General features: G+C 65.2%; 21 protein-coding genes. 11 read left to right on the forward strand and 10 right to left on the reverse strand.

Going from position 1 to position 22,252, the window contains the following annotated elements; translation table 11 throughout:
- Nucleotide 1: 1 nt before the first annotated feature.
- The 3 genes from AC50X7_RS11100 to AC50X7_RS11110 all read right to left on the reverse strand — a co-directional run bounded on the left by AC50X7_RS11100 (nucleotide 2) and on the right by AC50X7_RS11110 (nucleotide 2,027).
- Entirely contained in the window at nucleotides 2-760 is a 759-nt protein-coding gene (locus AC50X7_RS11100; protein WP_494979048.1) for a hypothetical protein, read from the reverse strand.
- Between the two features lie 162 nt (nucleotides 761-922).
- Nucleotides 923-1,378 carry a hypothetical protein gene (locus tag AC50X7_RS11105; RefSeq protein WP_494979049.1) on the reverse strand — a complete coding sequence of 152 codons (456 nt, stop codon included), beginning with the start codon at nucleotides 1,376-1,378 and terminating at the stop codon, nucleotides 923-925.
- 100 nt (nucleotides 1,379-1,478) lie between these two features.
- Entirely contained in the window at nucleotides 1,479-2,027 is a 549-nt protein-coding gene (locus AC50X7_RS11110) for a YceI family protein (protein ID WP_307094009.1), read from the reverse strand.
- Between the two features lie 201 nt (nucleotides 2,028-2,228).
- Between AC50X7_RS11110 and AC50X7_RS11115 the strand changes: the two genes are divergently transcribed.
- From AC50X7_RS11115 to AC50X7_RS11160, 10 genes are all read left to right on the forward strand, one after another.
- On the forward strand, nucleotides 2,229-2,909 hold the full coding sequence (locus AC50X7_RS11115; protein WP_307094010.1) for a histidine phosphatase family protein: 681 nt from the start codon (nucleotides 2,229-2,231) through the stop codon (nucleotides 2,907-2,909).
- A gap of 38 nt (nucleotides 2,910-2,947) precedes the next feature.
- On the forward strand, nucleotides 2,948-3,550 hold the full coding sequence (locus AC50X7_RS11120) for a TlpA family protein disulfide reductase (RefSeq protein WP_494979131.1): 603 nt from the start codon (nucleotides 2,948-2,950) through the stop codon (nucleotides 3,548-3,550).
- Between the two features lie 10 nt (nucleotides 3,551-3,560).
- Nucleotides 3,561-4,316: a cytochrome c biogenesis CcdA family protein gene (locus AC50X7_RS11125; protein ID WP_494979050.1), complete on the forward strand. Its 756-nt coding sequence runs from the start codon at nucleotides 3,561-3,563 to the stop codon at nucleotides 4,314-4,316.
- Entirely contained in the window at nucleotides 4,316-6,085 is a 1,770-nt protein-coding gene (resB, locus tag AC50X7_RS11130; RefSeq protein WP_494979051.1) for a cytochrome c biogenesis protein ResB, read from the forward strand. Before AC50X7_RS11125 ends, resB begins: the two co-directional genes overlap by 1 nt.
- Entirely contained in the window at nucleotides 6,085-7,170 is a 1,086-nt protein-coding gene (ccsB, locus tag AC50X7_RS11135; RefSeq protein WP_494979052.1) for a c-type cytochrome biogenesis protein CcsB, read from the forward strand. Before resB ends, ccsB begins: the two co-directional genes overlap by 1 nt.
- Nucleotides 7,171-7,324: 154 nt before the next feature.
- Nucleotides 7,325-9,382 (forward strand): Hsp70 family protein, encoded by a 2,058-nt coding sequence (locus AC50X7_RS11140; RefSeq protein WP_494979053.1) that lies wholly within the window; start codon nucleotides 7,325-7,327, stop codon nucleotides 9,380-9,382.
- Nucleotide 9,383: 1 nt separating this feature from the next.
- On the forward strand, nucleotides 9,384-11,456 hold the full coding sequence (locus AC50X7_RS11145; RefSeq protein WP_494979054.1) for a LuxR C-terminal-related transcriptional regulator: 2,073 nt from the start codon (nucleotides 9,384-9,386) through the stop codon (nucleotides 11,454-11,456).
- Between the two features lie 164 nt (nucleotides 11,457-11,620).
- Nucleotides 11,621-12,727, forward strand: coding sequence for an IniB N-terminal domain-containing protein (locus AC50X7_RS11150; RefSeq protein WP_494979055.1), 1,107 nt, complete (start codon nucleotides 11,621-11,623; stop codon nucleotides 12,725-12,727).
- A gap of 156 nt (nucleotides 12,728-12,883) precedes the next feature.
- A complete protein-coding gene (locus tag AC50X7_RS11155) occupies nucleotides 12,884-14,788 on the forward strand; it encodes a dynamin family protein (RefSeq protein ID WP_494979132.1) in 1,905 nt (634 codons plus the stop codon).
- Nucleotides 14,785-16,275 (forward strand): dynamin family protein, encoded by a 1,491-nt coding sequence (locus AC50X7_RS11160; protein ID WP_494979056.1) that lies wholly within the window; start codon nucleotides 14,785-14,787, stop codon nucleotides 16,273-16,275. The genes AC50X7_RS11155 and AC50X7_RS11160 overlap by 4 nt, the downstream gene beginning before the upstream one ends.
- Nucleotides 16,276-16,298: 23 nt before the next feature.
- Here the strand turns inward: AC50X7_RS11160 and AC50X7_RS11165 are convergent, their stop codons facing one another.
- Together AC50X7_RS11165 and AC50X7_RS11170 are read right to left on the reverse strand one after the other, a co-directional pair.
- Nucleotides 16,299-16,907 carry a hypothetical protein gene (locus tag AC50X7_RS11165; protein ID WP_494979057.1) on the reverse strand — a complete coding sequence of 203 codons (609 nt, stop codon included), beginning with the start codon at nucleotides 16,905-16,907 and terminating at the stop codon, nucleotides 16,299-16,301.
- A 5-nt stretch (nucleotides 16,908-16,912) separates the two neighbouring features.
- The gene (locus AC50X7_RS11170) at nucleotides 16,913-17,329 is read right to left on the reverse strand and encodes a PLD nuclease N-terminal domain-containing protein (protein WP_494979058.1); all 417 of its coding nucleotides are present in this window, start codon (nucleotides 17,327-17,329) and stop codon (nucleotides 16,913-16,915) included.
- A 62-nt stretch (nucleotides 17,330-17,391) separates the two neighbouring features.
- On the opposite strand from AC50X7_RS11170, the gene AC50X7_RS11175 reads away from it, so the two are divergent.
- The gene (locus tag AC50X7_RS11175; protein ID WP_494979059.1) at nucleotides 17,392-17,703 is read left to right on the forward strand and encodes a DUF4229 domain-containing protein; all 312 of its coding nucleotides are present in this window, start codon (nucleotides 17,392-17,394) and stop codon (nucleotides 17,701-17,703) included.
- On the opposite strand, the gene AC50X7_RS11180 is transcribed toward AC50X7_RS11175, so the two are convergent.
- From AC50X7_RS11180 to AC50X7_RS11200, 5 genes are all read right to left on the reverse strand, one after another.
- On the reverse strand, nucleotides 17,700-18,581 hold the full coding sequence (locus AC50X7_RS11180) for a 1,4-dihydroxy-2-naphthoate polyprenyltransferase (RefSeq protein WP_307094021.1): 882 nt from the start codon (nucleotides 18,579-18,581) through the stop codon (nucleotides 17,700-17,702). The two genes, AC50X7_RS11175 and AC50X7_RS11180, sit on opposite strands and share 4 nt — an antisense overlap.
- A 68-nt stretch (nucleotides 18,582-18,649) precedes the next feature.
- Nucleotides 18,650-19,879, reverse strand: coding sequence for an AMP-binding protein (locus AC50X7_RS11185; RefSeq protein WP_494979060.1), 1,230 nt, complete (start codon nucleotides 19,877-19,879; stop codon nucleotides 18,650-18,652).
- A 13-nt stretch (nucleotides 19,880-19,892) separates the two neighbouring features.
- Nucleotides 19,893-20,861, reverse strand: a complete 969-nt coding sequence (locus tag AC50X7_RS11190; protein ID WP_494979061.1) for a 1,4-dihydroxy-2-naphthoyl-CoA synthase — start codon at nucleotides 20,859-20,861, stop codon at nucleotides 19,893-19,895.
- Nucleotides 20,862-20,883: 22 nt separating this feature from the next.
- A complete protein-coding gene (locus AC50X7_RS11195; RefSeq protein WP_494979062.1) occupies nucleotides 20,884-21,324 on the reverse strand; it encodes a VOC family protein in 441 nt (146 codons plus the stop codon).
- A gap of 42 nt (nucleotides 21,325-21,366) precedes the next feature.
- Complete coding sequence (locus AC50X7_RS11200) at nucleotides 21,367-22,128, reverse strand: CPBP family intramembrane glutamic endopeptidase (RefSeq protein ID WP_494979063.1); 762 nt, start codon at nucleotides 22,126-22,128, stop codon at nucleotides 21,367-21,369.
- Nucleotides 22,129-22,252: the final 124 nt, after the last annotated feature.

Consider the following 22,252-nt stretch of genomic DNA (forward strand, 5'->3'; position numbering starts at 1 on the left):
TTTACCGGCCGTAGGGGTTCCCCATGCCGCCGCCGTAAGGGTTGGCGAAGGGCTGCTGCTTCTGGAAGTAGGGGGCAGCCGCCGGCAGGTAGAGCAGGACGATGGCGGCGATCCCCAGGAGGGTGCCGAGGGTGCCGAGGCTCGGGACGCCGAACAGGCCGAAGATGGACAGCGCCGCGAACACGGTCCCCAGGATCCGGGCCCAGTTCTTGCCCTTGCGGATGAAGAAGGCCACCAGCAGGTAGAGTCCTGCGCCGAGGATCGCGAACACCACCAGGGTGCCGGCGATGACGCCCTTGATGTCCTCGTACGAGACGCCGGCTCCGGTGCCCTCCACCTGCTGCTCAAAGGTCTGACGGAAAACAGGATCATCCAGCTGGGTGAGTCCGGTGAGCATCGAGATGACGAAGATCGCGGCGGAGGCAATCAGCAGCCAGAACGAGATGTTGACCAGTTGCGGCACGCCCTTGCTGCCCGTGGGCTGCGGCTGCTCCGACGGGTACTGGGCGTAGGGGGACTGGCCGTATGGCTGCTGCCCGTACGGCTGCTGGCCGAAGCCCGGAGCCTGCGGCGGGTTCTGGCCGTACTGCGGAGTGGTTTCCCCGTACTGCGGGGCGCCGGACTGGCCGTACTGAGGCGGGTTCTGTCCGTACTGGGGAGCATTCTGCCCGTACTGCGGGGCGTTCTCCCCGTAGCGCGGCTGCTGGTTGCCCTGCTCCGGATCGTTGGGCACGGGAGGCGGGACGGGAGGGTTGCTCATGGGCTGTCCTTTGGCGTGTCGGGTTCTGGTAGGCTGCCGGGTTTCGGTCCTGCGCCCTACCCCCAGCATGGCTTAAGTCCACCGTACCCCCGGACTGGCGGCAGATGAGTCATTCCTGGGAGGTATTCCGCCTCTGTTTGGCGGTTGCCCCGCCACGCCTACTCAGCCTCTGTGCCTTACCGCCGCAAACCAGGCCTGCGAGTTGGGCAGCCAGAGCAGGACCGTTGCTGCGAGGCTGATCACGAAGCCCACCCAGTTCCCGCCTTGGCCAACACGCATCGCCAGATTGATAAGCGCCAGGAGCAGCGTGACGCCGGCCAGGACCGTGAGGGCCAGCCGCGCCCACTGCCTTCCCTCTTTCATCCTGAGCGCAAAAACGATCTGCGCGGCGCCCACGGCAGCCGCCAGCAGCATGAGCAGCAGAACCCCAACCGCCGCACCGGGGGCCGCGGCAAAAAGCACCAGCGAGGCAAGCATGCCCAGCATTCCTCCCAATAGGCCGAGGACGCCGGCGACGAACCAGATCCAGAACGATACTTTGAGCTCGGTGGGAAGTCCCGCCACCGAGAACATGCCGGCGAAGCCGTTGCGGGGCCCGGTGCTGTCGAAGTTGCTCATGGCCATCACTGTAGCCCTGCGGACCACGCGCGACGGCTTAAAGGGCGGCGCCCCGGCATAGGCCGAAGCCGGTGCCGGGGCGCACGAATTTGAGCGGGAATTACGCTGCGGGAGCGATGAAGGCGAGTTCGAGGTTGATGGCAACCTTGTCGCTCACCAGGACGCCGCCGGTTTCGAGGACGGCGTTCCAGGTCAGGCCGAAGTCCTTGCGGCTGATGGTGGTCTCAGCGGAGACGCCGGCGCGGGTGTTGCCGAACGGGTCCACGGCCACGCCGTTGAACTCGGTCTCGAGGGTGACGGGACGGGTGACACCCTTGATGGTGAGGTCGCCGGTCAGCTCGTAGCTGTTGCCCTTCGCCACCAGGCCGTTCGAGACGAAGGACATCTCGGGGAACTTCTCAACGTCGAAGAAGTCCTCGCCGCGAACGTGGCCGTCGCGGTTGGCGTCGCCGGAATCGAAGCTTGCAGTCTGGATGGTGGCGGCGATCCTGGAATCAGCCACGTCCTGGCCGAGTTCCAGGGTTGCTGCTGCTTCCTTGAACTGGCCGCGGACCTTGCTGATGCCCGCGTGGCGGACGGTGAAGCCGATCTCGCTGTGCGAGTTGTCGAGGGTCCAGGTGCCGGTGGTGACGTCTGCGGGAAGTGCCATGGTGTTGCTCCTTAGGGTGTTACCTGTAGGTCGGGTCGGTATTGAAGCTTCATCTGTTGAAGCATCAACAAACTGCTGCATCCAGTATAAGCATGCATTTGCATGTTTTCTTCCCGGGTCCGGAACATTTCTTCAAAAACTTGAGTTCTACTGGATGTAGAAGATTTCGGATCGCACGCCATCTTTGAGAAACTGGTAAACATGCCCCAAGCCACTGTCCATCTGCTCCGCCACGGCGAGGTCCACAATCCTGACGGCGTTTTGTACGGAAGGCTGCCCGAATTCCACCTCTCCGAGCTGGGGCAGGAGATGGCACGCACACTCGCCGAGCACTTCCGGCAGCGCGCCGAAAGCGGTGCCCGCATCACCTACCTGGCCGCCTCGCCGCTGGACCGTGCGCAGGAAACCGCCCGGCCGACGTCGGACGCCCTGCATCTGCAAATCCACACGGAGGAGCGGATCATCGAGGCAAAGAACTACTTCGAGGGCATGAAGGTCACCAAGGCCGAACTGCGCAGGCCCAAGCACTGGCCGCGGCTGGTCAACCCCCTCCGGCCATCGTGGGGCGAGCCCTACAAGCAGCAAGCCGCAAGGGTCATGGAAGCGGTACAGGAGGCCCGTCTCCGGGCCATCGAGCTGGCTGACGGCGACTTTGGAACAGAAGGACCGGAAGCGATCATGGTCAGCCATCAGCTTCCCATCTGGGCCACCCGGCTCAGCGCCGAGGGCAAGCCCCTATGGCACGATCCCCGCAAGCGTGAGTGCACGCTGACCTCCATCACGTCGCTGGTGTTCGACGACGACGGCGCCCTTGTGCGCGTCACCTACAGCGAACCCGCGGCGTCCCTTCTTCCCGGTGCTGCCACCACCCCTGGAGCCTAGAAGTGACTGACAGTTTTACCCACAAGGGCCGGCCCGGCCTGCCCGTGACTTCCCGACGCAGCGTGCTCGCTGCCGGCGGACTCGCCCTGACCGCGCTCACACTGGGCCTCTCGGCGTGCGCCCAGGAGGATGCCCTCGCCGAGCAGGCCAGGGCAGGGGACAACAAAAACTATGTGGCCGGTGACGGCTCCGTCACCGAGTTCGCTGCGGGCGACCGCAAGTCCGCCGTCCAGATCAACGGAACGCTGTTCAACGGCACGGCTGTTGCGCCCGCGGACTTCCAGGGCAAGGTCACCGTCCTGAACTTCTGGTTCGCTGCCTGCGCCCCCTGCCGTGTTGAGGCGCCCATCCTTGAAGAGCTCCACCAGGAATTCAAGCCCCAGGGCGTGCAGTTTTTCGGCGTCAACCTGCGGGACGAGAAGGCCACGGCGGAAGCCTTCGACAAGTCCTTCAATCTGAGCTACCCCAGCTTCGACGACAAGGACGGCGGAGTCCTGCTGGCCGTTTCCGGGCTGGTTCCCCCCGGAGCCGTCCCCACCACCCTGGTTCTGGACAAGCAGGGGCGCGTGGCCTCCCGCGTCCTCGGCGAAATCCAGAAGGGCACCCTGAAAGCCCTCATCGCTGCCGCCGTGGCAGAGTAGCGGCGGACCCATGAACAGCCCCTTCGCTGAAGCCATCCTCAACGGCTCACTCCTCCTTGCCATTCCGGTGGCGCTGCTGGCCGGACTGGTCTCCTTCCTGTCACCCTGCGTCCTGCCGCTGGTTCCCGGCTACCTGGGTTACGTCACCGGGCTAAGCGGCGTGGACCTGGAGAAGCAGAAGCGCGGCCGCATGCTGGCGGGCATCGGGCTGTTCGTGCTGGGCTTCTCCGTGATCTTCGTCCTCCTTGGCGGCGCGTTCGGCCAGTTGGGCAGCCTTATCACCGGCTCGCAGAATGCCTGGATCACCCAGGTGCTGGGCATCCTGGTGATCGTGATGGGCGTCGTGTTTATGGGTGGCTTCAGCTGGCTGCAGCGCGACGCCAAAATCCGCGCCAAGCCGCCGGCCGGCCTGTGGGGGGCGCCGCTCCTGGGCCTCACGTTCGGACTCGGCTGGGCCCCGTGCATCGGGCCCACCTACTCAGCCGTCCAGCTTCTGAGCCTTTCCGGCGGCTCGTCCGCCGCCAAGGGTGCATTCCTTGCCTTCGTTTATAGCCTCGGGCTGGGAATCCCCTTCCTGCTCATTGCCCTGGCGCTCCGCCGGGGGATGGGCGTTATGGCGTTCTTCCGCAAGCACCGCCTCGCCATCCAGCGCATCGGCGGCGGCATATTGGTGATCCTTGGGCTGTTGATGGCCAGCGGCATCTGGGGAACCTGGGTAACCGGGCTGCAGTACTGGTTCCAAACCGATGTGAAACTACCGATCTGATGAGCGAGCGTGTGAACGTAGAGAAGAAGTCTTCGGACCCGGTGGGCGGCGCCAAGGTGGCCGCAGCCAAGGCTGAAGCCGCGCTGCCGACGCTGGGACCGGTGGGCATGCTCCGATGGGCCTGGACCCAGCTGACCAGCATGCGCACTGCGCTGTTCCTGCTGCTGCTCCTCGCCGTCGCGGCAGTCCCGGGCTCGCTGTTCCCGCAGCGTCCGGCCAACCCGTCAGTGGTCACCCAGTACATCAAGGACAACCCGGACTACGGCGAGCTGCTGGACACCCTGCAGCTGTACGACGTCTACTCCTCCGCCTGGTTCTCGGCCATCTACCTGCTGCTCTTCATTTCCCTGATCGGCTGCGTGGTGCCCCGCGCGCTCGCCCACTACAAGGCGATGCGCTCCCAACCGCCGCGGACCCCCAGACGCCTGTCCCGCCTCCCCGAGTACGGCACCCTGGTCATTCCGCCCGACGCCGGGATCCCGGCGTCGGACGCCATCACCAGTGCCGCCGGGGTGCTGAAGAAGCGCGGCTACAGGGTGGAGGTCCGGGACAGCGGCGGCGAGCGTCCCTCGTTGGGCGCCGAGCGCGGCTTCGCGAAGGAAGTGGGGAACCTGGTGTTCCACACCTCCTTGATCGGGGTCCTGGTGTCCGTGGCCGTCGGCGGCCTGTTCGGCTACAGCGGCCAGCGGATCCTGGTGGAGGGAGATACTTTTGTGAACACCCTGGTGGGCTACGACCAGTTCACCCCCGGCACCAACTTCCAGTCCAGCCAGCTCCAGCCCTACTCCGTGCAGCTGGACAAGTTCGACATCACGTTCGACCGGGAGTCGCAGGGCAAGGAAGGCCAGCCCATCGACTTCTCCGCCGCGGTGACCACCAAGGAGAACCCGGATGCGCCCGCGCAAAAGGAGATCCTGAAGGTCAACGACCCCGTCACCCTGGGCGGCACCAGCATCTACCTCACCGGCAACGGCTACGCGCCCGTGGTCACCATCCGGGACGGCGAGGGAAACGTCGCCATGCAGGGACCGGTGGTAGCCAAGCTGCAGGGAGACAACTACTACTCCTCAGTGGTGATCAAGGTTCCCGATGCCAAGCCGGACCAGCTGGGCTTCGCCGGCTTCTTCCTGCCCACGGCCTTCGTCTCCAACGAGGGGATTTCCTTCAGCGGCGACCCCGAACTCTTCAACCCGCAGCTGACCCTGAACTCCTACTACGGCGACCTGGGCCTGGACGACGGCTCCCCGCAGAACGTCTTCGAACTGGATGTGCAGGACCTGACGCCCCTGAACGCCAGGAACCTGGACGCCGGCGGCATCACCCTTGCCCCCGGAAGCAGCTACACCCTTCCCGACGGCAAAGGCACCATTAGCTTCGACGGCGTGAAGCGCTACATCGGCGTGGACATCCACCACAACCCGGGCCAGCTCTACGCCCTCATCTTCGCGCTCCTCGCGGTGGCCGGCCTTATCCTGTCCCTCTACGTCAACCGCCGCCGCGTTTGGGTCCGCACCGGCACCCACGCCGACGGCCGCACCATGGTGGAGTACGGACTCCTGGCCCGCGGCGAGGACCACCGGCTCGCCGCTGAAGCCGCAGCAGTGCGGAAGCTGCTGTCGGAGGAATGGAAGTTGGACCCCGAGCCAGGCGCAAACGGGCCCTCACAACAAACTCCCAGCAGCGCGCGCGATAATAACGCGGGCCCTGCCACAACTGCATGCCCAGCCACCACCCCAGCAGGCCCCACCGGGCCCGAAAAGGACCAGTAATGCCTTACGGAATCAACGAAACGATGGGCCAGTACAGCGAGCTCTTTATGCTGCTGGCCGCTGGCACCTACACGGTGGCATTCATCGCATTCGCGTGGGACCTGGCCAAGAGCAGCAAGGCCCTGCGCGCCATCGACCTCAAGGCCGCGCAGGCCGAAGAACCGGCCAGGGTGCCGGTAGGCGCCCGTGCAGGGGACCGCAGCGAGTCCCAGCTCGCCGGGCCTGCGGGCAGGGCCGAACGGCCGTCGTCGTCAGCTGCCCAGGCAGCAGCCAGCGGGGCCGGGGGAGTGGTTACCGCCGACGCCGACATGCGGTACGCCGGTGAGCGGCGCGCTCCCGCCAGGGTGGCCGTGGCCCTGACTGTCCTCGGTGCGCTGATCCACGGCGCCGGCGTGCTGACCCGCGCTCTGGGTGCGGGCAGGGTGCCGTGGGGCAACATGTATGAGTTCCTCACCACCGGGGCCTTCGTTGCCGTCGCAGTGTTCCTGCTGGTGCTGATCCGCCGCGACCTGCGCTTCCTCGGCACGTTCGTGGTGGGCCTGGTCATCATTATGCTCGTGGCCGCCTCCGTGGCGTACTGGACGCCGGTGGGCCACCTGGTTCCCGCCCTGCAGAGCTACTGGCTGATCATCCACGTGTCCATCGCAGTGCTCTCCTCTGCCCTGTTCACCCTGACATTCGCGATGTCGGCGCTGCAACTCGTTCAGGCACGCCGGTCGAAGACCGTCGCCGCCGGCGGTGCGGACAAGCTGGGCTTTATGCGTCTGGTGCCGTCCGCGCTGAGCCTCGAGAATCTTTCCTACCGCATCAATGCCATCGCGTTTATCGGGTGGACCTTCACGCTGATGTTCGGTGCCATCTGGGCTGAAAAAGCCTGGGGCCGCTTCTGGGGCTGGGACACAAAGGAAGTGTGGACGTTCGTTATTTGGGTTGTCTACGCCGGCTACCTCCACGCCCGTGCAACCCGCGGCTGGACCGGCACCAGGGCCGCCTGGCTGTCAATCGTGGGCTACCTCTGTGTCATCTTCAACTTCACCATTGTCAACCAATTTTTCAACGGACTGCATTCGTACTCAGGCCTCTAAACGGGGTTTACGCGCGGGCGGCAAGGATACTTCCAGGCCATAACAATTCGGTGTAGCAAGAAGGGCTGTTCGATGGTCCCGCCGTGATGCTACCTTGGTGAAGTCCGCCCGTAATGAAGCTTGCCGGCGAAACACCAGCTTTACCGAGGTCCCCATGAGCTACGCGCTCGCCATTGATGTCGGCACAAGTTTCACTGCTGCCGCAATCGCCCGGTTTGACCAAGGATCTTCCTCCGCCCCCGAGTGCCTGCCCTTGGGCCTTCGCGGGACATCTGTGCCCTCCGTCATTTTCTATCCCGAGGATGGTCCCATCCTGGTAGGGGAGGCGGCAGAACGCCGTGGCCTCGATTCCCCATCGCGCGTGGTGCGCGAATTCAAGCGCCGGGTAGGCGACGCCGTGCCTATTTCGGTGGGGGCGCTGTTGCTTCCCCCGGAAGACGTCTTTGCCACGATGGCACGCTGGGTGGCCGACCGGGCCGAGGAGCGGGAGGGCGAGCCTCCGTCGGAGGTTGTCCTCACCCATCCTGCCGCCTGGGGCAACCACCGCACCTCGGTGATCCTGGCGGCCATGGCCGCACGGGGCCTGGAAAACGTCACCCTCATCACCGAACCTGTTGCGGCCGCCTTGTACTACGCCTCCCAGGTGAGAGTGGAGGACGGCAGCACCATCGCGGTTTACGACCTGGGCGGAGGTACCTTTGACACCGCTGTCCTGAGGAAGGCCGGCAGCAGCCGGTTTGAATTGGTGGGGCGCCCGGAAGGCATCGAAAACCTGGGCGGCGCCGACTTTGACGCGGAAGTGTTCCGCTACGTGGCCGAACACACCGGAGATGCCCTTTCCAAACTCAATCCGGCGGATGCAGGGGTGCGCGCGGCGCTGGCCCGTCTGCGGCGGGAGTGCGTGGAAGCCAAGGAGGCGCTTTCCGGGGACAGCGAGGCAACCATTTCCGTGCTTCTTCCCGGCGTCCAGCAACAGGTCCGCCTGGTCCGCTCGGAGTTCGAAGCACTGATCGAGGATCCAGTCCGCGACACTGTGGACGCGCTGGAACAATCACTGGCCGAGATGGAACTTAAGCCAGCCGACCTTTCCGCCGTGCTGCTCATCGGTGGATCATCGCGGATTCCGCTCGTGGCCCAGTTGATATCGGAACAATTGGACCGGCCAATAGCCGTCGACGCCGATCCGAAGTCGTCCATCTGCATGGGGGCAGCAGTCTCGGCAGTTCTGGCACGCACGGAAGTTCCCGAAGCCAAGGAAGCGACGGCGGCTGCGCCCGTGGAAGCCGGCCTCACCGCCGTCGGGCTTCCGGCAGCTGCCGGGCACTTTCCCGGCCGCCCGGCCAGCTGGTCACGCAAGAGCGCGACGGCGGCTGGTGCGGATGCCGCGGCAGCCCGCGGACACGGGCACAGCCACGGCGGCGCGCATGCTCCCAAGCCGGCCGTACGGCTGACCGCCATAGCAGCTGCTGCAGCCGTGGTGTCTGTCCTTACGGCCACCGCCGCGCAGAGCCCGGGAGGCCTGAGCAGCCTCACGTCAATTCTTGTGCCGGAGGCAGGAGCTGCCCCAGGCGCCGAGTCCGCGCCGGGTGGCATCGGCGGTAGCGGGCCTGGCCCGGGGGCCGCAGCGGCCGGCGGAGATCCGGTGGCAGGCATAGAAGCAGGCTTGGACACGAACGTCGCGTTAGCAGGCGGAGCGGGCCTCGAAGTAGCGGCCTCGCCCACCAGCAGGCCGCCTTCGAGTGCAGCCCCAGGCAAGGGCCAAGCAGGTGCCGGCACCGATGGCGGCGCGGCTGCCGGCTCGGGCACGGGTGCACCTGCCGGGGCCGGTGGCAGCACAACTGGTGCTGGAGCGGGCGGCGGAGCGGGTCCCGGAACCCAGGATCCCGCCGTGACGCCTGTCGCCGGGACTGATCCGGGGACTGGCCAACCGACCGTCCCTGGAACTACCGATCCCGGTACCGCGCCGGGCACTCTGCCTCCTGTGGATCCGGCGCCAGCTGATCCGCCTCCTGCGGATCCTCCACCTGCGGGCCCTGCGCCTGCTGATCCGCCTCCTGTGGACCCGGCGCCTGCTGATCCGCCTCCTGCGGACCCGGCGCCCGTGGATCCTGCTCCGGAGCCGACACTGGTGACACAGTCCGTGGACCCCGTTACACCGACGGGCACGGTTCCCGCTTCTGCGCCCCTAACCACCTCCGAGCCGGGGGTCTAGGATGACTGGCCATGAAACGCGCGAGCAAGTGCATGGTTTCGTGCACCCGGAGCTGAACCCCCAAGGCCAAAGTCCCAAGGTTGCCGAGCAGATGGCCCGGCAGCTCAAGGGTGAGAACGCCGCGGTGCGTGAACTGCTGCTGGCACTGTCGGTGGGTTTCGTGCTGCCCGGACCGTTGCCCGCAGACTTGCAGCGGAGGATGGACGGCGGCGAGGTGGAGGGCGTTGATGCCCTGGTGGAACGGGCAGAGTCGGCCGGTCTGCTCTCGCCGGACGGAAGTGTTGTTGGACCGGCACAGCATGCACTGCTGAACGGAGCCCCCACAGCCAGGGTGCACTCACTCCAGCGCGAACTTGTAACGCTGTACGTTGCGGACCGTCAGCCGCTGGGGGACTTTGCCCGTGAGCTGGCCCGGGGTGGCCTGGCAGATCCCCGTGTGGCTTCTGAGCTGGAGCACGCGGGCGACAGAGCACTGGAGCATGATCCCGCGCTGGCCGCCCAGCTTTACGACGAAGCGTTGCTGGCGGGAGCGGACGAAATGGCAACCGCCGCACGGCGTGCCCAGGCCGCCGCAGCAGACGGGGACCTTGACACTGCCACCCGAATAATTGACACCCTCCTGGTCTGTCCGGATCCGCCTGACGTTCGCCGCGGGGTGGACGTAGCGTCAGCGGTTTGGGCCCAGCGGGGAATGCTGGCGCGCAGTGCCGACGCCTACAGTTGGTTGGGGGCCTCGAGACTGGGGCCCTCGGCGCCGCTGGCCGCCGTCGCCGCCATTGGCTGCGGCAACCGGTCCGGGGCCGAATCGTTGTTCCCGGCGGATGTTCCCCCGGCTTCTCCCACGCTGCTTGCCGTTGCGCTGGCGCAGACCGGAAAGGGGATTCTGGAGTCGCTCGCGCAGGATCCGGAGGAGGCGCTCCCGTTGCTGATTCATGCGTCGGACATGCTCAACGCAACCGGTGCCGCCATTCCTCTTCCGGATACTCCCGCCGCCCTTGCCGCACTGATGGCCCTGCACAGTGGGGAGCCGCACATGGCAGAAACGGTGTGCCGGTCTGCCGCTGCCGCGGGGCAGGGCGGTAACGCCGCAAAGCCGCGGCTCTTCCTGCTTCAGGCATGGTCGGCCATGCAGCAGGACAAATTCGAGGACGCCAGGCTTGCGATCAATGAGGCGTCGAAGGCCAACCATTGGCCTTTGGTACCCAGGGATGAGTTCCTGCGGGCAGCGCTGGAAGTCGGCCTCGCCCGGCGGAACGGCGAGATAGCCGAACTGGTGATGGCCTGGGAACGGGCGCGTGAAGCGATGCTGCACACTTCCGTGGACCTTTACAGCTTGCTGCCGTGGGGCGAACTGATGATCACGGCTGCACGGCTGCGGGAAACCCGCCGTGTGGCGCATTACCTCGACGAGGCCAAACAACTTTTGGGGCGCCTCGATAATCCGCCGCTTTGGGCAGTGCCCTTCCACTGGGCGGCCGTCCAGGCAGCACTCCTCGCCGAGAGTCCGTCTGATCTTGCACCGCATGCTACTGCGCTGGCGCGGGCCGCCCAGCACAGCCACCTGGCCGCGGTGCTTGCAGCCGCGGGCAAGGCTTGGGTGTCTGTACTTGCAGGAAGGGCCCTTCCCGCCGACGCCGAAGCGGCAGCGCGGGGGCTCGGCAGGGTGGGAATGCCCTGGGAAGGTGCCCGGCTGGCCGGACACGCTGCTGCCCGTGCTGGTGATCGCAAGGACATGGTGCGCCTGCTGTCCTGCGCCAGGGACCTGCATCCGCAAGGACACTCGGCCGGGAACGGAGCCCCAGGGGTGCCGGAGTCCCGGAGCGCCCCGGCGGCCGATGCAGCCAATAGCGTGCAGTCGGATGACTCAGGACTGAGTGAACGGGAAAAGGAAGTGGCCAGGCTGGTGCTGGAGGGCAAGACGTACCGGGAAATTGGCGAGGCCATTTATATTTCTCCCCGGACTGCCGAACACCACATTGCCCGGATGCGCCGGCGCCTCGGCGCGGAAAACCGTTCGGACTTGCTCGCGAGGCTTCGCCTGGCACTCGGTCCCGAAAACCCTCCAGAGGAGTGATCCCCTAATACCCCTAACAGCGGGGCCTGCCGCTTCCCACCGCGGGAACCCCCAGTACGGGGAAAGGGCCCGATGCCCGGTCCGCAAGGGGAACCGTACGTTTGATTCAAGCCCAGTAATGACGCCGGGCGATCCGCCACTTAGAGAAGATTGAGGACCATCAAATGACACTCGCCAATGACCTCGTCCAGTTCCTGATGAACCTCTTCGGGGACCGCCAGGCCGCACAAGACTTCCTGAATGATCCGGAAAAGGCCCTTGAGGACCACGGCCTGGGCGGTGTCTGCTCCGCTGATGTTGATGCAGCTTTGCCGGTTGTCCTGGACTTCGCGCCTGTAACCGTCAACGCCTCCCGGTTTGACCGGGAGTACAACACCGGTGGCAACAGCGCCCGCACTGATGACAATGGCGGTGGCGGCAGCACCGGCGGTGGAAACCACGGCGGCGGCCACCATGGCGGCGGACACGGCGGACACGGCGGTGGAAACCACGGCGGCGACGATCACGCCCACGCCGTCCAGCAGCTCCACCACGTAGTCAACAACTACTCCTACACCTCCACCGTGGACGACCGGGACACCATCACAGACCAGTCCGTCAACCAGAACATCTGGGCTGAGGGTGATGTTGACCAGCTGTTCGACAACGACGCCGTAGTGGCCTCCGGTGACCGCGCAATTGCCGCCGGCGACGATGCGGACGTTGAGGATTCCAACAACATCAAGGATTCCTACAACACGGACAACTCCTCGGATAACTCGAAGGACAACTCCATCAACGCCGGCGAGGACGTCAACATTGGCAACACCGACATTGATGCCGACGACTCGTTCAACCACGAGGTTGAAGTGGACGTCGATGAGTCCTTCAACGACAAATCGGACAACTCCACGAACGATTCCTACAACGACGATTCGGACAACTCCCAGACCGAGTTCGAGAACATCGGAAACACTAACCTGGACAACGTGGGCAACGAGACAATCAAGCTTGATAACGTCGGCAACGAGACCACCGAGCTTGAAAACGTCGGCAACGAGAACACCGAGCTTGAAAACGTCGGAAACGAGTTTGAGTCGACCAAGATCGAGCTTGAAAATGTCGCCAACCAGAACACTGAGCTGGAGAACTTTGGCAACAACGAAGAATCCGTGAGTGTTACTGAGGTCGATGCTGAGTTCACCAGCATCGAGGAATCGCTCATCGTGGCCGACAACGCTGCGGAGGTCAACACCGCTGTAGCCGGTGAGGAAGCCACAATCGAGGACTAATGAATCGCTAAGCACCGGTCCCGAGGTGCAGTAGGGGCCCGGCAGGAGGCCTAACCTCCTTCCGGGCTCTCCTCGGGTTATCCCTCGTTTCCGAATCGAGACCTGAGCAGAGGACACGCTGTGGCAGAAGCAGGACTGGCATCGCCGTCAGCACCCATGACGGCCGCCCAACTCGTACGACTGGTGCAACAAGGCCTCGGGTTGGTGGGCACGGGGGACCGTGCCGATCTCCGCAAACGCCTGGAACAGGCTATGGGAAGGCTCAAGGACCCTAGCATCCGCGTCATTGTCGTCGGCGAATTCAAGCAAGGCAAAAGCAAGCTCATCAACGCGCTGGTGAACGCTCCGGTATGTCCTGTCGATGATGACATCGCCACCTCTGTCCCCACCGTGGTCCGCTATGGAGACCCCGCCTCCGCCGCCATCCTGGTTTCCAAAGCCGACGCTGACGCCGGCGACGAGGCCGGCGTCGAGCGCCAACCCGTCCCGATAACTGAGCTCGCAAACTATGTCTCCGAGCGGGGCAACCCCGGAAACAGCAAGAAACTTGCGGCGGGCGAGGTTTACCTCCCGCGGAAATTGCTCATGGGTGGTCTTACTGTCATTGACTCCCCGGGCGTGGGCGGGCTGAACTCATCCCACACTCTCACCACCCTGACTGCACTCCCCACTGCCGACGCCATGCTGCTGGTTTCCGACGCCTCCCAGGAGTACACGGAACCAGAGCTGCGTTTCCTTCGCCAGGCCATGCGGATCACCCCCAGCGTGGTGGGTGTCCTGTCCAAGACCGACCTGTATCCGGACTGGCGGCGCGTCGAAGAGATCGACCGGGGGCACCTCGCCCACGTGGCACAGGACATCCCGCTGTTTTCCGTCTCCTCCGACCTCCGGCTGGAAGCGGCACGGCTGCAGGACGGCGAACTGAACGCGGAGTCCGGCTTCCCCGGACTGATGGCCTACATCCGCAGCGAAATCGTGGGCAAGGCCGAGCGCCTCCAACGGCGGTCAGTCAGCCAGGACCTGCTCTCTGTGTGCGAGAACCTCCGCTTGTCGCTGCAATCCGAACTTGAAGCACTCGAGAACCCGGAACGGACCCCGCAGATGATCGCCGGCCTCGAGGCGGCGCGGGCCGAAGCTGACGACCTCCGCAAACGCTCCGCGCGGTGGCAGATCACGCTCAACGACGGCATCAGCGATCTCATCGCGGACATGGAATATGACCTCCGGGACCGGCTGCGGCGGATACAGCGCGAAGCCGAAGCCGCCATTGACCAGGGCGATCCCGGGCCGGCCTGGCCCGAGTTCTCCAAATGGCTTGAGGAATGCGCGGCTGCTGCCATCTCGGACACGTTCGTGTGGACCAACGAGCGCGCGCTGTGGCTGGCAGCCCAGGTTGCCGAGCACTTTGCCGCCGAGGAAGTGACACTGCCCGTCCTGCACGTCTCGGACACGGGAGATGCCCTTGACCCCGTGGATGATATGCCAACCCTCGACGACGGGCGCATCAACTCCGCGCAGAAAGTGCTGATCGGCATGCGCGGGTCCTACGGCGGGGTGCTGATGTTTGGCCTCCTGACCGGCATCTTCGGCATGGCCCTGATCAACCCCCTCTCCGTGGGCGCCGGACTGTTGCTGGGACGCAAGGCCTACCGGGAAGACAAGGAGGCTCGGCTCAAGCGCCGGCAAAACGAAGCGAAGGCACTTGTCCGGCGGCAGTTGGACGATGTTACCTTCCAGGTAGGCAAGCAGCTAAAGGACCGGCTGCGGCTTGTTCAGCGCTCCACCCGCGACCACTTCACGGAGATCGCGGACGAGCATCACCGCTCCCTGCAGGATTCGGTGGCCGCAGCGCAAAAAGCCGCCACCACGTACGCCTTGAGAAAGGACGTCCGCATCCGCGAGATCAAGGCCGAACTCAAAAATGTGGATGCCCTGTCCCAGGCGGCGGGAGCAGTGGCTGCCGAGCCGGCCGCCGTCCCAAACACTGCCGGCCCGGACAATTCCGGATCAACGTCCGGCGCAGCCCGCATGGTGTCGGCGCCGTCGGCGGCGGTGGGATGACAGCCTCAACCATCACCGGGGCGGCGGACCTGGTCCAGGAGGCGCTGGAGGTCTACCGCGAGGATCCTGCAGCAGTGGCAGCGCTGCAGGGTTATGCCAAACGGCTTGCCGAACCACTGCGGATCGCCGTTGCCGGGATGGTAAAAGCCGGAAAATCCACCCTGTTGAACGCCATCCTCGGTGAAGAGATAGCGCCCACGGACACGGGGGAGTGCACGCGCATCGTCACCTGGTACCGCTACGGCCCCACCCCCCGGATCACGCTTTACCCCGTGGAGGGCGAGCCGCGCAGCCTTCCGGTCAAACGTGTGGACGGGCGCCTGGTGTTCGTGCTGGGCAGCGTGCAAGCCGACGAGGTAGACCGGCTGGACGTGGAGTGGCCCTCCCCGGGCCTGCGGGACATGACGCTGATCGATACCCCAGGCATTGCCTCGCTCTCGGGAGACGTGTCCGCCCGGTCCACAAGTTTCCTGACTCCGGAGGACACCCCTTCGGAGGCCGATGCCATCATCTACCTGATGCGCCATATGCACGCTTCCGATCTGCGGTTCCTCGAATCGTTCAAGGACACCGAGGCCGGGAGGTCCGGCACGGTCAATGCCCTGGCAGTCCTCTCCCGTGCAGATGAAGTGGGGGCAGGACGGATCGATTCGCTCCTCTCCGCGGGGGAGATAGCCGAAAGATACCGCCGGGACCACAGCCTGCGAAAGCTGGCGTTGGGGGTGGTCCCGGTGGCCGGGCTGCTGGCGCAAAGTGCCCGAAGCCTGCGCCAGTCCGACTTCGAGGCGCTGCAGCTGCTGGCCGCGATGGAACGGGCAGAGCGGGAGAAGCTGCTGCTCTCGGCGGACCGGTTCCTGCAGGTTGCCGGCCCGGAAGACCTGACGACGGCGGCCCGCGCCTCGTTGCTCGAAAGGTTTGGTTTGTTCGGCATCCGCCTCGCAGTGGTTCTCATCCGCAATGGATTTGCCGAGCCCACGCCCCTGGCGCATGAACTTGCCCGGCGCAGCGGGCTGGATCCCCTGATCGACATGCTGGGGCGGCAGTTCCAGGCCCGTGCCGAGGCGCTGAAGGCCAGGACCGCTTTGGTGGGGGTGGAAACACTTCTTCGCACATCACCGCGGGAGGGGACAGGGCATCTGGCCGCCGCCCTGGAACGGCTGCAGGTCAACGCCCACGAGTTCCGTGAACTGCGGCTGCTGGCAACCCTTCGGACCACCGGCGTGTCCCTGGATCCTGAACTGGCCAGTGAAGCCGAGGGCCTCGTTGGGGGATGGGGCGCCGCGTCCCACGTTCGTCTGGGCCTGGAAGCTGATGCTGGTCCGGAACTGCTGGCGGCCGAGGCCCGCCGCTGCCTGGAGCGGTGGCGGGCAGTGGCGGAAAACCCCATCACCGACCGCTCTGCCCTTGATGCCTGCCGGGTGGTTATCCGCAGCTGCGAGGGCATTGTTGCCCAGTGTGCCGTGCAGCCGGCCCGCCAGCCAGCGTAAGGGGCTGGCTGGCTGCCAATGAATTAGTCCCGGCCCGATTTCAACCAGGCGTTGGCTGAAGGCATAAAGAACAGCACCAGCCCAATGAGCGCCATCAGGAGCTGGAGGCCCCACAGCAGCGCCACGTAACTGCCGGCGTCGCCTTCGGGCACAAGAAAGGCAGCTGCTACCGCCAGGACGATGATATGCCCGGCCAGGAGCGGCAACAGGGCCCAGCGTGCCCAGCCCTGCCGGCCCATCACGACGCCGAGCATCGCGGCCTCGAGCAGGATCACCAGGAGGACAGCACCCAAGCTGCCCCAGAAGACGACGCCCGTGGCAATAGTGACCGCTTCGGTGTCGCCGTCCGGGGCCATTTGGGCCACCACCGTGCGCAGCCGCTCAAGATGCGAATCCCGGGTGAGGAAGGATCCCACCAGGACGGCGGAACCGGCCACAAAGCTGAGGAGCCAAAAGGTCCGCGCATTCCGGACGCTGCGGGGAGCTGCCGGAATGACGGCGATGGGCGCCGGAGCGGAATAGGACAGCCCTGGCCTTGGCGGCGGCGGTGGCGGGCCTGACGATGAAGGTCGGGCCGCGGCACCTTGGGGGGTGGTCCGCAACCGGTCTTCCCCGTCAGGTTCCTGAGCCATACGCCCTACTTCAGTCCGTCGGTATCGTGCTCGTCCGATTCGTGCTTGTCGGCCTGGTCTTGGTCCTTGCCGCCGCCCTTGGCGTCGTCGTCCTTCGCCTTGGCGTCCAGTTCGTCCTTCAGCTTCTTGAGTTGCTCCGCCTCGGCCTCGTGGCGCCGGCGGGTTTCAAGGTTGCGGAGGAAGTCCGGATCATCATCAGGGGCGATGGGATGGCGCTGGCTTTGCTGTTGGGGGGACGCGCCGCGGGGGCGGCCGATCAGGAGCCAAAGGATGGCGCCCACCACTGGAAGGACAATCATGACCACGATCCAGGCCGGCTTGGAAATCCCCCGGGTGAGGCGCCCATCAGTGCGGATCACATCAACGAGGCCATACACAAAGATGACGAGGACTGCGACGGCCAAAGCCACACGGAGGAGCATGCCATTAAGTCTATCGTCAGGAGGCGCAGGGGCCTCGGGCGGGAGGCGGCTAAACTGGAATAGTGGCCTTTTTGAAATATTCCCTGATCCGCCTGGCTCTGTTCGCGCCCCTGTTTGTGGTTTTTATGCTCCTGCAGCTGGGCGTGCTGATGTCCGTCATCTGCGCAGCACTGATCGCTTTCGCCGTGAGTTACCTGTTCTTCCAGAAGCAGCGGGATGAGGCGGCCGCGGCCATCCACCAGCGTTTCTCGGGCAAGTCCAAGCCGATCCGTTCAGCCAACGAAGTCCAGGACGCCCACGCGGAGGACACCCTCCTGGACGCCAACCCGGACATCACCATCAGCAACGATGCCAAGGACCCTAAGCGCCCCTAGAAGCCGTGGCTCAGCACCAGGCCCAGTGAGAACAGCAGGCTGTAGCCGAGGTTGATCAGGCCGGTCTGCTTCAGGACGGGGATCAGGCTCTTGCGCTTGCGGCCGTTGATCATTAGCCAGGCCGGCATCAGGGAGGCCGGAATCAGCAGCAGGACGATCAGCATCCACGGCCGCCCGGGGGCCAGGATCACCACCAGCATGATTGCCACGGCGAGCATCAGCACGTAGCTCTCGCGGGCGTGCTTGTCACCCAGCCGCACAGCGAGCGTTTTTTTGCCGGCCTGCATGTCGGTGGGTATGTCGCGGACGTTGTTGGCCATCAGCAGCGCGGTGGCGATCAGCCCCGTCCCGATAGCGCCAATAATGGCGGGCAGGTTGATTTGCCCGGCCTGCGTGTAGGTGGTGCCCAGCGTCGCCACCAGCCCGAAGAACACAAACACAAACACGTCGCCCAGGCCCATGTAGCCGTAGGGGTTTTTGCCGCCGGTGTAGCCCCAGGCCGCCATGACGCAGCCGAGGCCCACCAGGATCAGCCACCAGCTCTGGGTGATCACCACCAGGATCAGCCCGAAGACCATTGCGGCAGCAAACGCACCGAACGCCGCCCGCTTCACGTGCTCTGGGCTGGCGGCTCCCGAACCCACCAGGCGGAGCGGACCCACACGGTCGTCATCGGTGCCGCGGATGCCGTCCGAGTAATCGTTGGCATAGTTCACGCCCACCTGGAGCAGGAGGGCCACCAGCGCCGCGAGGATGGCGTTGAAGAGCAGGAACGAATCCATTTCATAAGCGGCGGCGGAGCCGATCACTACCGGCGCAATCGCGGCCGGCAGTGTTCGGAGTCGGGCGCCCTGGATCCATTGTGCGGCTGTAGCCACGGTCAGTACCTCGCGTTACTTTGGGGAAGGCGGCAGGATGGGGCCCTGCCGGGTGGTGCAGGTCTACTTTACTTTCCCTGGTGCAGGGCGTTGAGTTCGGCGGCCATGGCCAGGCGGTCGGGTTTGCCGTTGGGCAGCATCAGCAGGGAAGACGCCGCGAGCACGGTTTTGGGGGCAAGGATGCCGAGCGTCCGGTGCCATTCCTGTTCAAGGACGACGCCGTGTTCCCCGCTTGCGGCAGGGCCTCCGCGTTCCAAGGTGCCTCCCGGCGGACCGGCCAGTGCCACGTAAGCTGCCACGGCCTGGCCCCATTCGGCGGACGGGACGCCGGCCACAAAGGCGGCGGCGACGTCGTCGGACTTTTCCAGCTCCTCCTGTACATGCGCTGCGGATACCTTGATTCCGCCGGTGATGATCACGTCGTCAGCGCGGCCCAGGACCGTGAGCCGGCCGTCGTCGTCGATGCTGCCGAGGTCGCTGGTGCGGAACCAGCGCACGCCGTCCTCCTCGAAAAAGGTGCTGTCGGCCTCGTCCGGCGCTTCCAGGTAGCCGGCGGCGATGGTGTCGCCGCCCAGCAGGATGCGGCCATCCTCCTCAATACGGACGGACACCCCTTCCAGCGGAAAGCCGTCATAGACGCAGCCGCCGCAGGACTCGGCGGAACCATAGGTGGTGACCACCCGGACACCGGCATCCCTGGCGGCCGCCAGCAGTGAAGCGGGTGCGGGCGCGCCGCCCAGCAGGACTGCATTGAAGCGGCGGAGCACGGCCAGGGTCTCCGGGGCCGGCGCATCCAGGAGGCGCCGAAGCTGCGTGGGAACCAGCGAGGTGAACCGGATTTTGTCCGTCAGTTCCTGCGCTGCAGCGGTGAAGGCTTCGGGCGTAAAGCCGCCTGACATGTCCATCACCCAGGGGCGGGTGCCCGCAAACAGCGAACGCACCAGGATCTGGATGCCTGCCACGTACTGGACGGGCAGGGCCAGGAGCCACTGGCCCTCGCCTTTCAACGCCAGGGCAGTCGCCATCGAGGACGCGGCCAGGGATTCCACCGTCAGGACCGTGGCCTTGGGCGTACCCGTGGACCCGGAGGTGCGAACCACGGCAACTGCGTCATCGCAGCCGGGCGTTCCGAGATGGCCCACCACCAGGGCGCCGTCTTCATCCACCGAAAGTTCGACGGCGGGGCCGTCCCCGTGCAGGGCGGCGGCCAGCGCCTGCAGTGCAGGGTCGATATTGAGGACGCCGCTGGTAGTTGACCCTGTTCCGAGCGGTTCGCTGTTCTGGAATTCAGTGTTCATTGCCCGTCCTGCCTTAGAAATAGTGCGGGAAGCTGGACCAGTCGGGGTCGCGTTTTTCCAGGAACGCTTCCTTGCCCTCAACGGCTTCGTCCGTCATGTAGGCCAGCCGGGTGGCTTCCCCTGCGAACACCTGCTGTCCCGCCAGGCCGTCGTCGGCAAGGTTGAAGGCAAACTTGAGCATCCGGATGGCCTGGGGGGACTGCCGTGCGATATCGGCGGCGTACTCCAGGGCGACCTCTTCGAGGCGTTCGTGATCCACAGCCTCGTTGACGGCGCCCATCCGAACCATGTCCTCCGCGGAATATTCGCGGGCCAGGAAGAAGATTTCCCGCGCGGCCTTCTGCCCGATCTGCCGGGCCAGCAGGGCCGAGCCGTAGCCGGCGTCGAAACTGCCGACGGTGGCGTCTGTCTGCTTGAACCTGCCGTACTGGCGGGAGGCGATGGTGAGGTCGGAGACTACATGCAGGGAGTGCCCGCCGCCGGCCGCCCAGCCGTTGACGACGGCGATGACCACCTTGGGCATGGTGCGCATGAGCCGCTGGACCTCCAGGATATGAAGCCGGCCGGCCCGCGCGGGGTCAATGCTTTCCTGGGTTTCACCGTTGGCTGCATCCTGTACTACGTACCGATAGCCGTCGCGGCCCCGGATACGCTGGTCTCCACCGGAACAGAAGGAGTGGCCGCCGTCCTTGGGGGAGGGGCCGTTACCCGTGAGCAGGACGGTGGCAACGTCCGGGGACATCCGTGCGTGGTCCATGGCCCGGTACAGCTCATCCACGGTGCCCGGCCGGAAGGCATTGCGGACCTCGGGGCGGTTGAAAGCGATCCGCACCGTGGGCAGGTCACGCAGCCAGCCGCCGTCGGCATCGCGCTCCACCTGCCGGTGGTAGGTCATGTCCTGGAAGTCGTCGAAGCCGGACACAACACGCCAGCGGGTGGGATCGAAGACGTCGGACACCGAGGCGGGGATTTGGTTGCTCACCGTCCAAGTCTAGTAATCGGGGTCAGCTGATGCAGAACTCGTTGCCCTCGGGGTCTGCCATCGTGTGCCAGAAATGCGGTCCCTGGTTGGCTGTCCAGAGGAAGGTGGCACCGCGGGCCTCAAGTTCCCGGCGAACTTCGTCCTTATCGCGGCCCGCCAGGTTGATGTCCCAGTGCACCCTGTTCTTGACCGTTTTTCCCTCCGGTGCGGTCTGGAAAAGGAGCCGCCGCTCCGGTGCCTTTGCTTCGAGTTCCTCGGGCGGCCGGATCGCACAGCCTTCGCGCCACACCAGCTTGCCGTGGTGCATAGTTGTCTGGTCCTCGGTGGCGAAACCCTGGTCGATCATGGAGCGGATGAAGCCCTCATCCTGAGGTTCCACCGCCCACTCAAGCGACTCGGCCCACCACTCGGCGAGGTAGTGCGGATCCCTGCAGTCAATGACTATTTGGATGTTCAGTCCCATCCCACCAAGGTACGGCGGCAGGTGCTCCTGCGGTAGGTGCGGTCAGGCCTGGACCTGCTGGAGTTGTTCGTAGAACTCGGGTGGGATGGCGTAGATGAACACCACTGCCAGCAGGTTCTTTGCCGCATGGACAAAGTAGGAGAACATCAGGTTCCTGCCCGTCCAGACATACACAAACACCAGCGTCGCGCCCATGGCCAGGTAGGGCATCAGGACGGTGAGCGTCAGCTCTTCCTGTCCCACGATGTGCAGGGCGGCGAACAGGACCACCGACAGCACGCAGCACACCCAGATATTCACCCGCCGGCTCAGCTTCCCGATGAGCAGGTGGCGGAAGATGAACTCCTCCACGAACGGGCCCACCACCACCAGCAGCGGGACCATCAACCACGCGGGAACCTGCTGCATAAGCGCTTGGAGTCCCGCCTGGTTCTCGGATGTTTGCACGTTGCCGCTGGCCGCCACTGCAACGGCGGAAAGAATCATCATTGCGATGACGGCGGCCGGGACCATCAGCAGTGTGAACCACGGACGGGTGGCAAGCACCTTGAGGTCGCGCCAGATCACTCGGCGGGCAGCAGTGATGGCCAGTATGCCCACGGACGCATAAAAGAGCAGGTTGACCGCGTAGGAGGCAGCCGCAGGGGTGGGGGCAACCTGCCGCAGGAAGGGTGCAAGCAGTTCCCCGGCCACAGTAAAAAACCCGGCAAGAGCCACATACAGGATGACAGCGATGCCATCCAAGGGGGAAAACTTGTAGAGCTGCGGCTGCGGTGCGGGTGGTATTCGGTGTGCGGTGGCCATACTTTCAGCCTAGCTTCCCCCGACAGCCCCACCCCCACCGTTGCCCTATCAGATGTGGTTCCTAAACCACCGTTTTAGGAACCAAATCTGATAGGGCAACGGGGGAGAAAATGGGAGTCTGTGG

Source organism: Pseudarthrobacter sp. Hb11, from assembly GCF_059383655.1.

What these genes read in the sequence shown, in the direction of transcription:
- AC50X7_RS11100 (WP_494979048.1), bottom strand. Translation starts at nt 760, where the DNA reads ATGAGCAACCCTCCCGTCCCGCCTCCCGTGCCCAACGATCCGGAGCAG.
- AC50X7_RS11105 (WP_494979049.1), bottom strand. Translation starts at nt 1,378, where the DNA reads ATGAGCAACTTCGACAGCACCGGGCCCCGCAACGGCTTCGCCGGCATG.
- AC50X7_RS11110 (WP_307094009.1), bottom strand. Translation starts at nt 2,027, where the DNA reads ATGGCACTTCCCGCAGACGTCACCACCGGCACCTGGACCCTCGACAAC.
- AC50X7_RS11115 (WP_307094010.1), top strand. Translation starts at nt 2,229, where the DNA reads ATGCCCCAAGCCACTGTCCATCTGCTCCGCCACGGCGAGGTCCACAAT.
- AC50X7_RS11125 (WP_494979050.1), top strand. Translation starts at nt 3,561, where the DNA reads ATGAACAGCCCCTTCGCTGAAGCCATCCTCAACGGCTCACTCCTCCTT.
- resB (WP_494979051.1), top strand. Translation starts at nt 4,316, where the DNA reads ATGAGCGAGCGTGTGAACGTAGAGAAGAAGTCTTCGGACCCGGTGGGC.
- ccsB (WP_494979052.1), top strand. Translation starts at nt 6,085, where the DNA reads ATGCCTTACGGAATCAACGAAACGATGGGCCAGTACAGCGAGCTCTTT.
- AC50X7_RS11140 (WP_494979053.1), top strand. Translation starts at nt 7,325, where the DNA reads ATGAGCTACGCGCTCGCCATTGATGTCGGCACAAGTTTCACTGCTGCC.
- AC50X7_RS11145 (WP_494979054.1), top strand. Translation starts at nt 9,384, where the DNA reads ATGACTGGCCATGAAACGCGCGAGCAAGTGCATGGTTTCGTGCACCCG.
- AC50X7_RS11150 (WP_494979055.1), top strand. Translation starts at nt 11,621, where the DNA reads ATGACACTCGCCAATGACCTCGTCCAGTTCCTGATGAACCTCTTCGGG.
- AC50X7_RS11155 (WP_494979132.1), top strand. Translation starts at nt 12,884, where the DNA reads ATGACGGCCGCCCAACTCGTACGACTGGTGCAACAAGGCCTCGGGTTG.
- AC50X7_RS11160 (WP_494979056.1), top strand. Translation starts at nt 14,785, where the DNA reads ATGACAGCCTCAACCATCACCGGGGCGGCGGACCTGGTCCAGGAGGCG.
- AC50X7_RS11165 (WP_494979057.1), bottom strand. Translation starts at nt 16,907, where the DNA reads ATGGCTCAGGAACCTGACGGGGAAGACCGGTTGCGGACCACCCCCCAA.
- AC50X7_RS11170 (WP_494979058.1), bottom strand. Translation starts at nt 17,329, where the DNA reads ATGCTCCTCCGTGTGGCTTTGGCCGTCGCAGTCCTCGTCATCTTTGTG.
- AC50X7_RS11185 (WP_494979060.1), bottom strand. Translation starts at nt 19,879, where the DNA reads ATGAACACTGAATTCCAGAACAGCGAACCGCTCGGAACAGGGTCAACT.
- AC50X7_RS11195 (WP_494979062.1), bottom strand. Translation starts at nt 21,324, where the DNA reads ATGGGACTGAACATCCAAATAGTCATTGACTGCAGGGATCCGCACTAC.
- AC50X7_RS11200 (WP_494979063.1), bottom strand. Translation starts at nt 22,128, where the DNA reads ATGGCCACCGCACACCGAATACCACCCGCACCGCAGCCGCAGCTCTAC.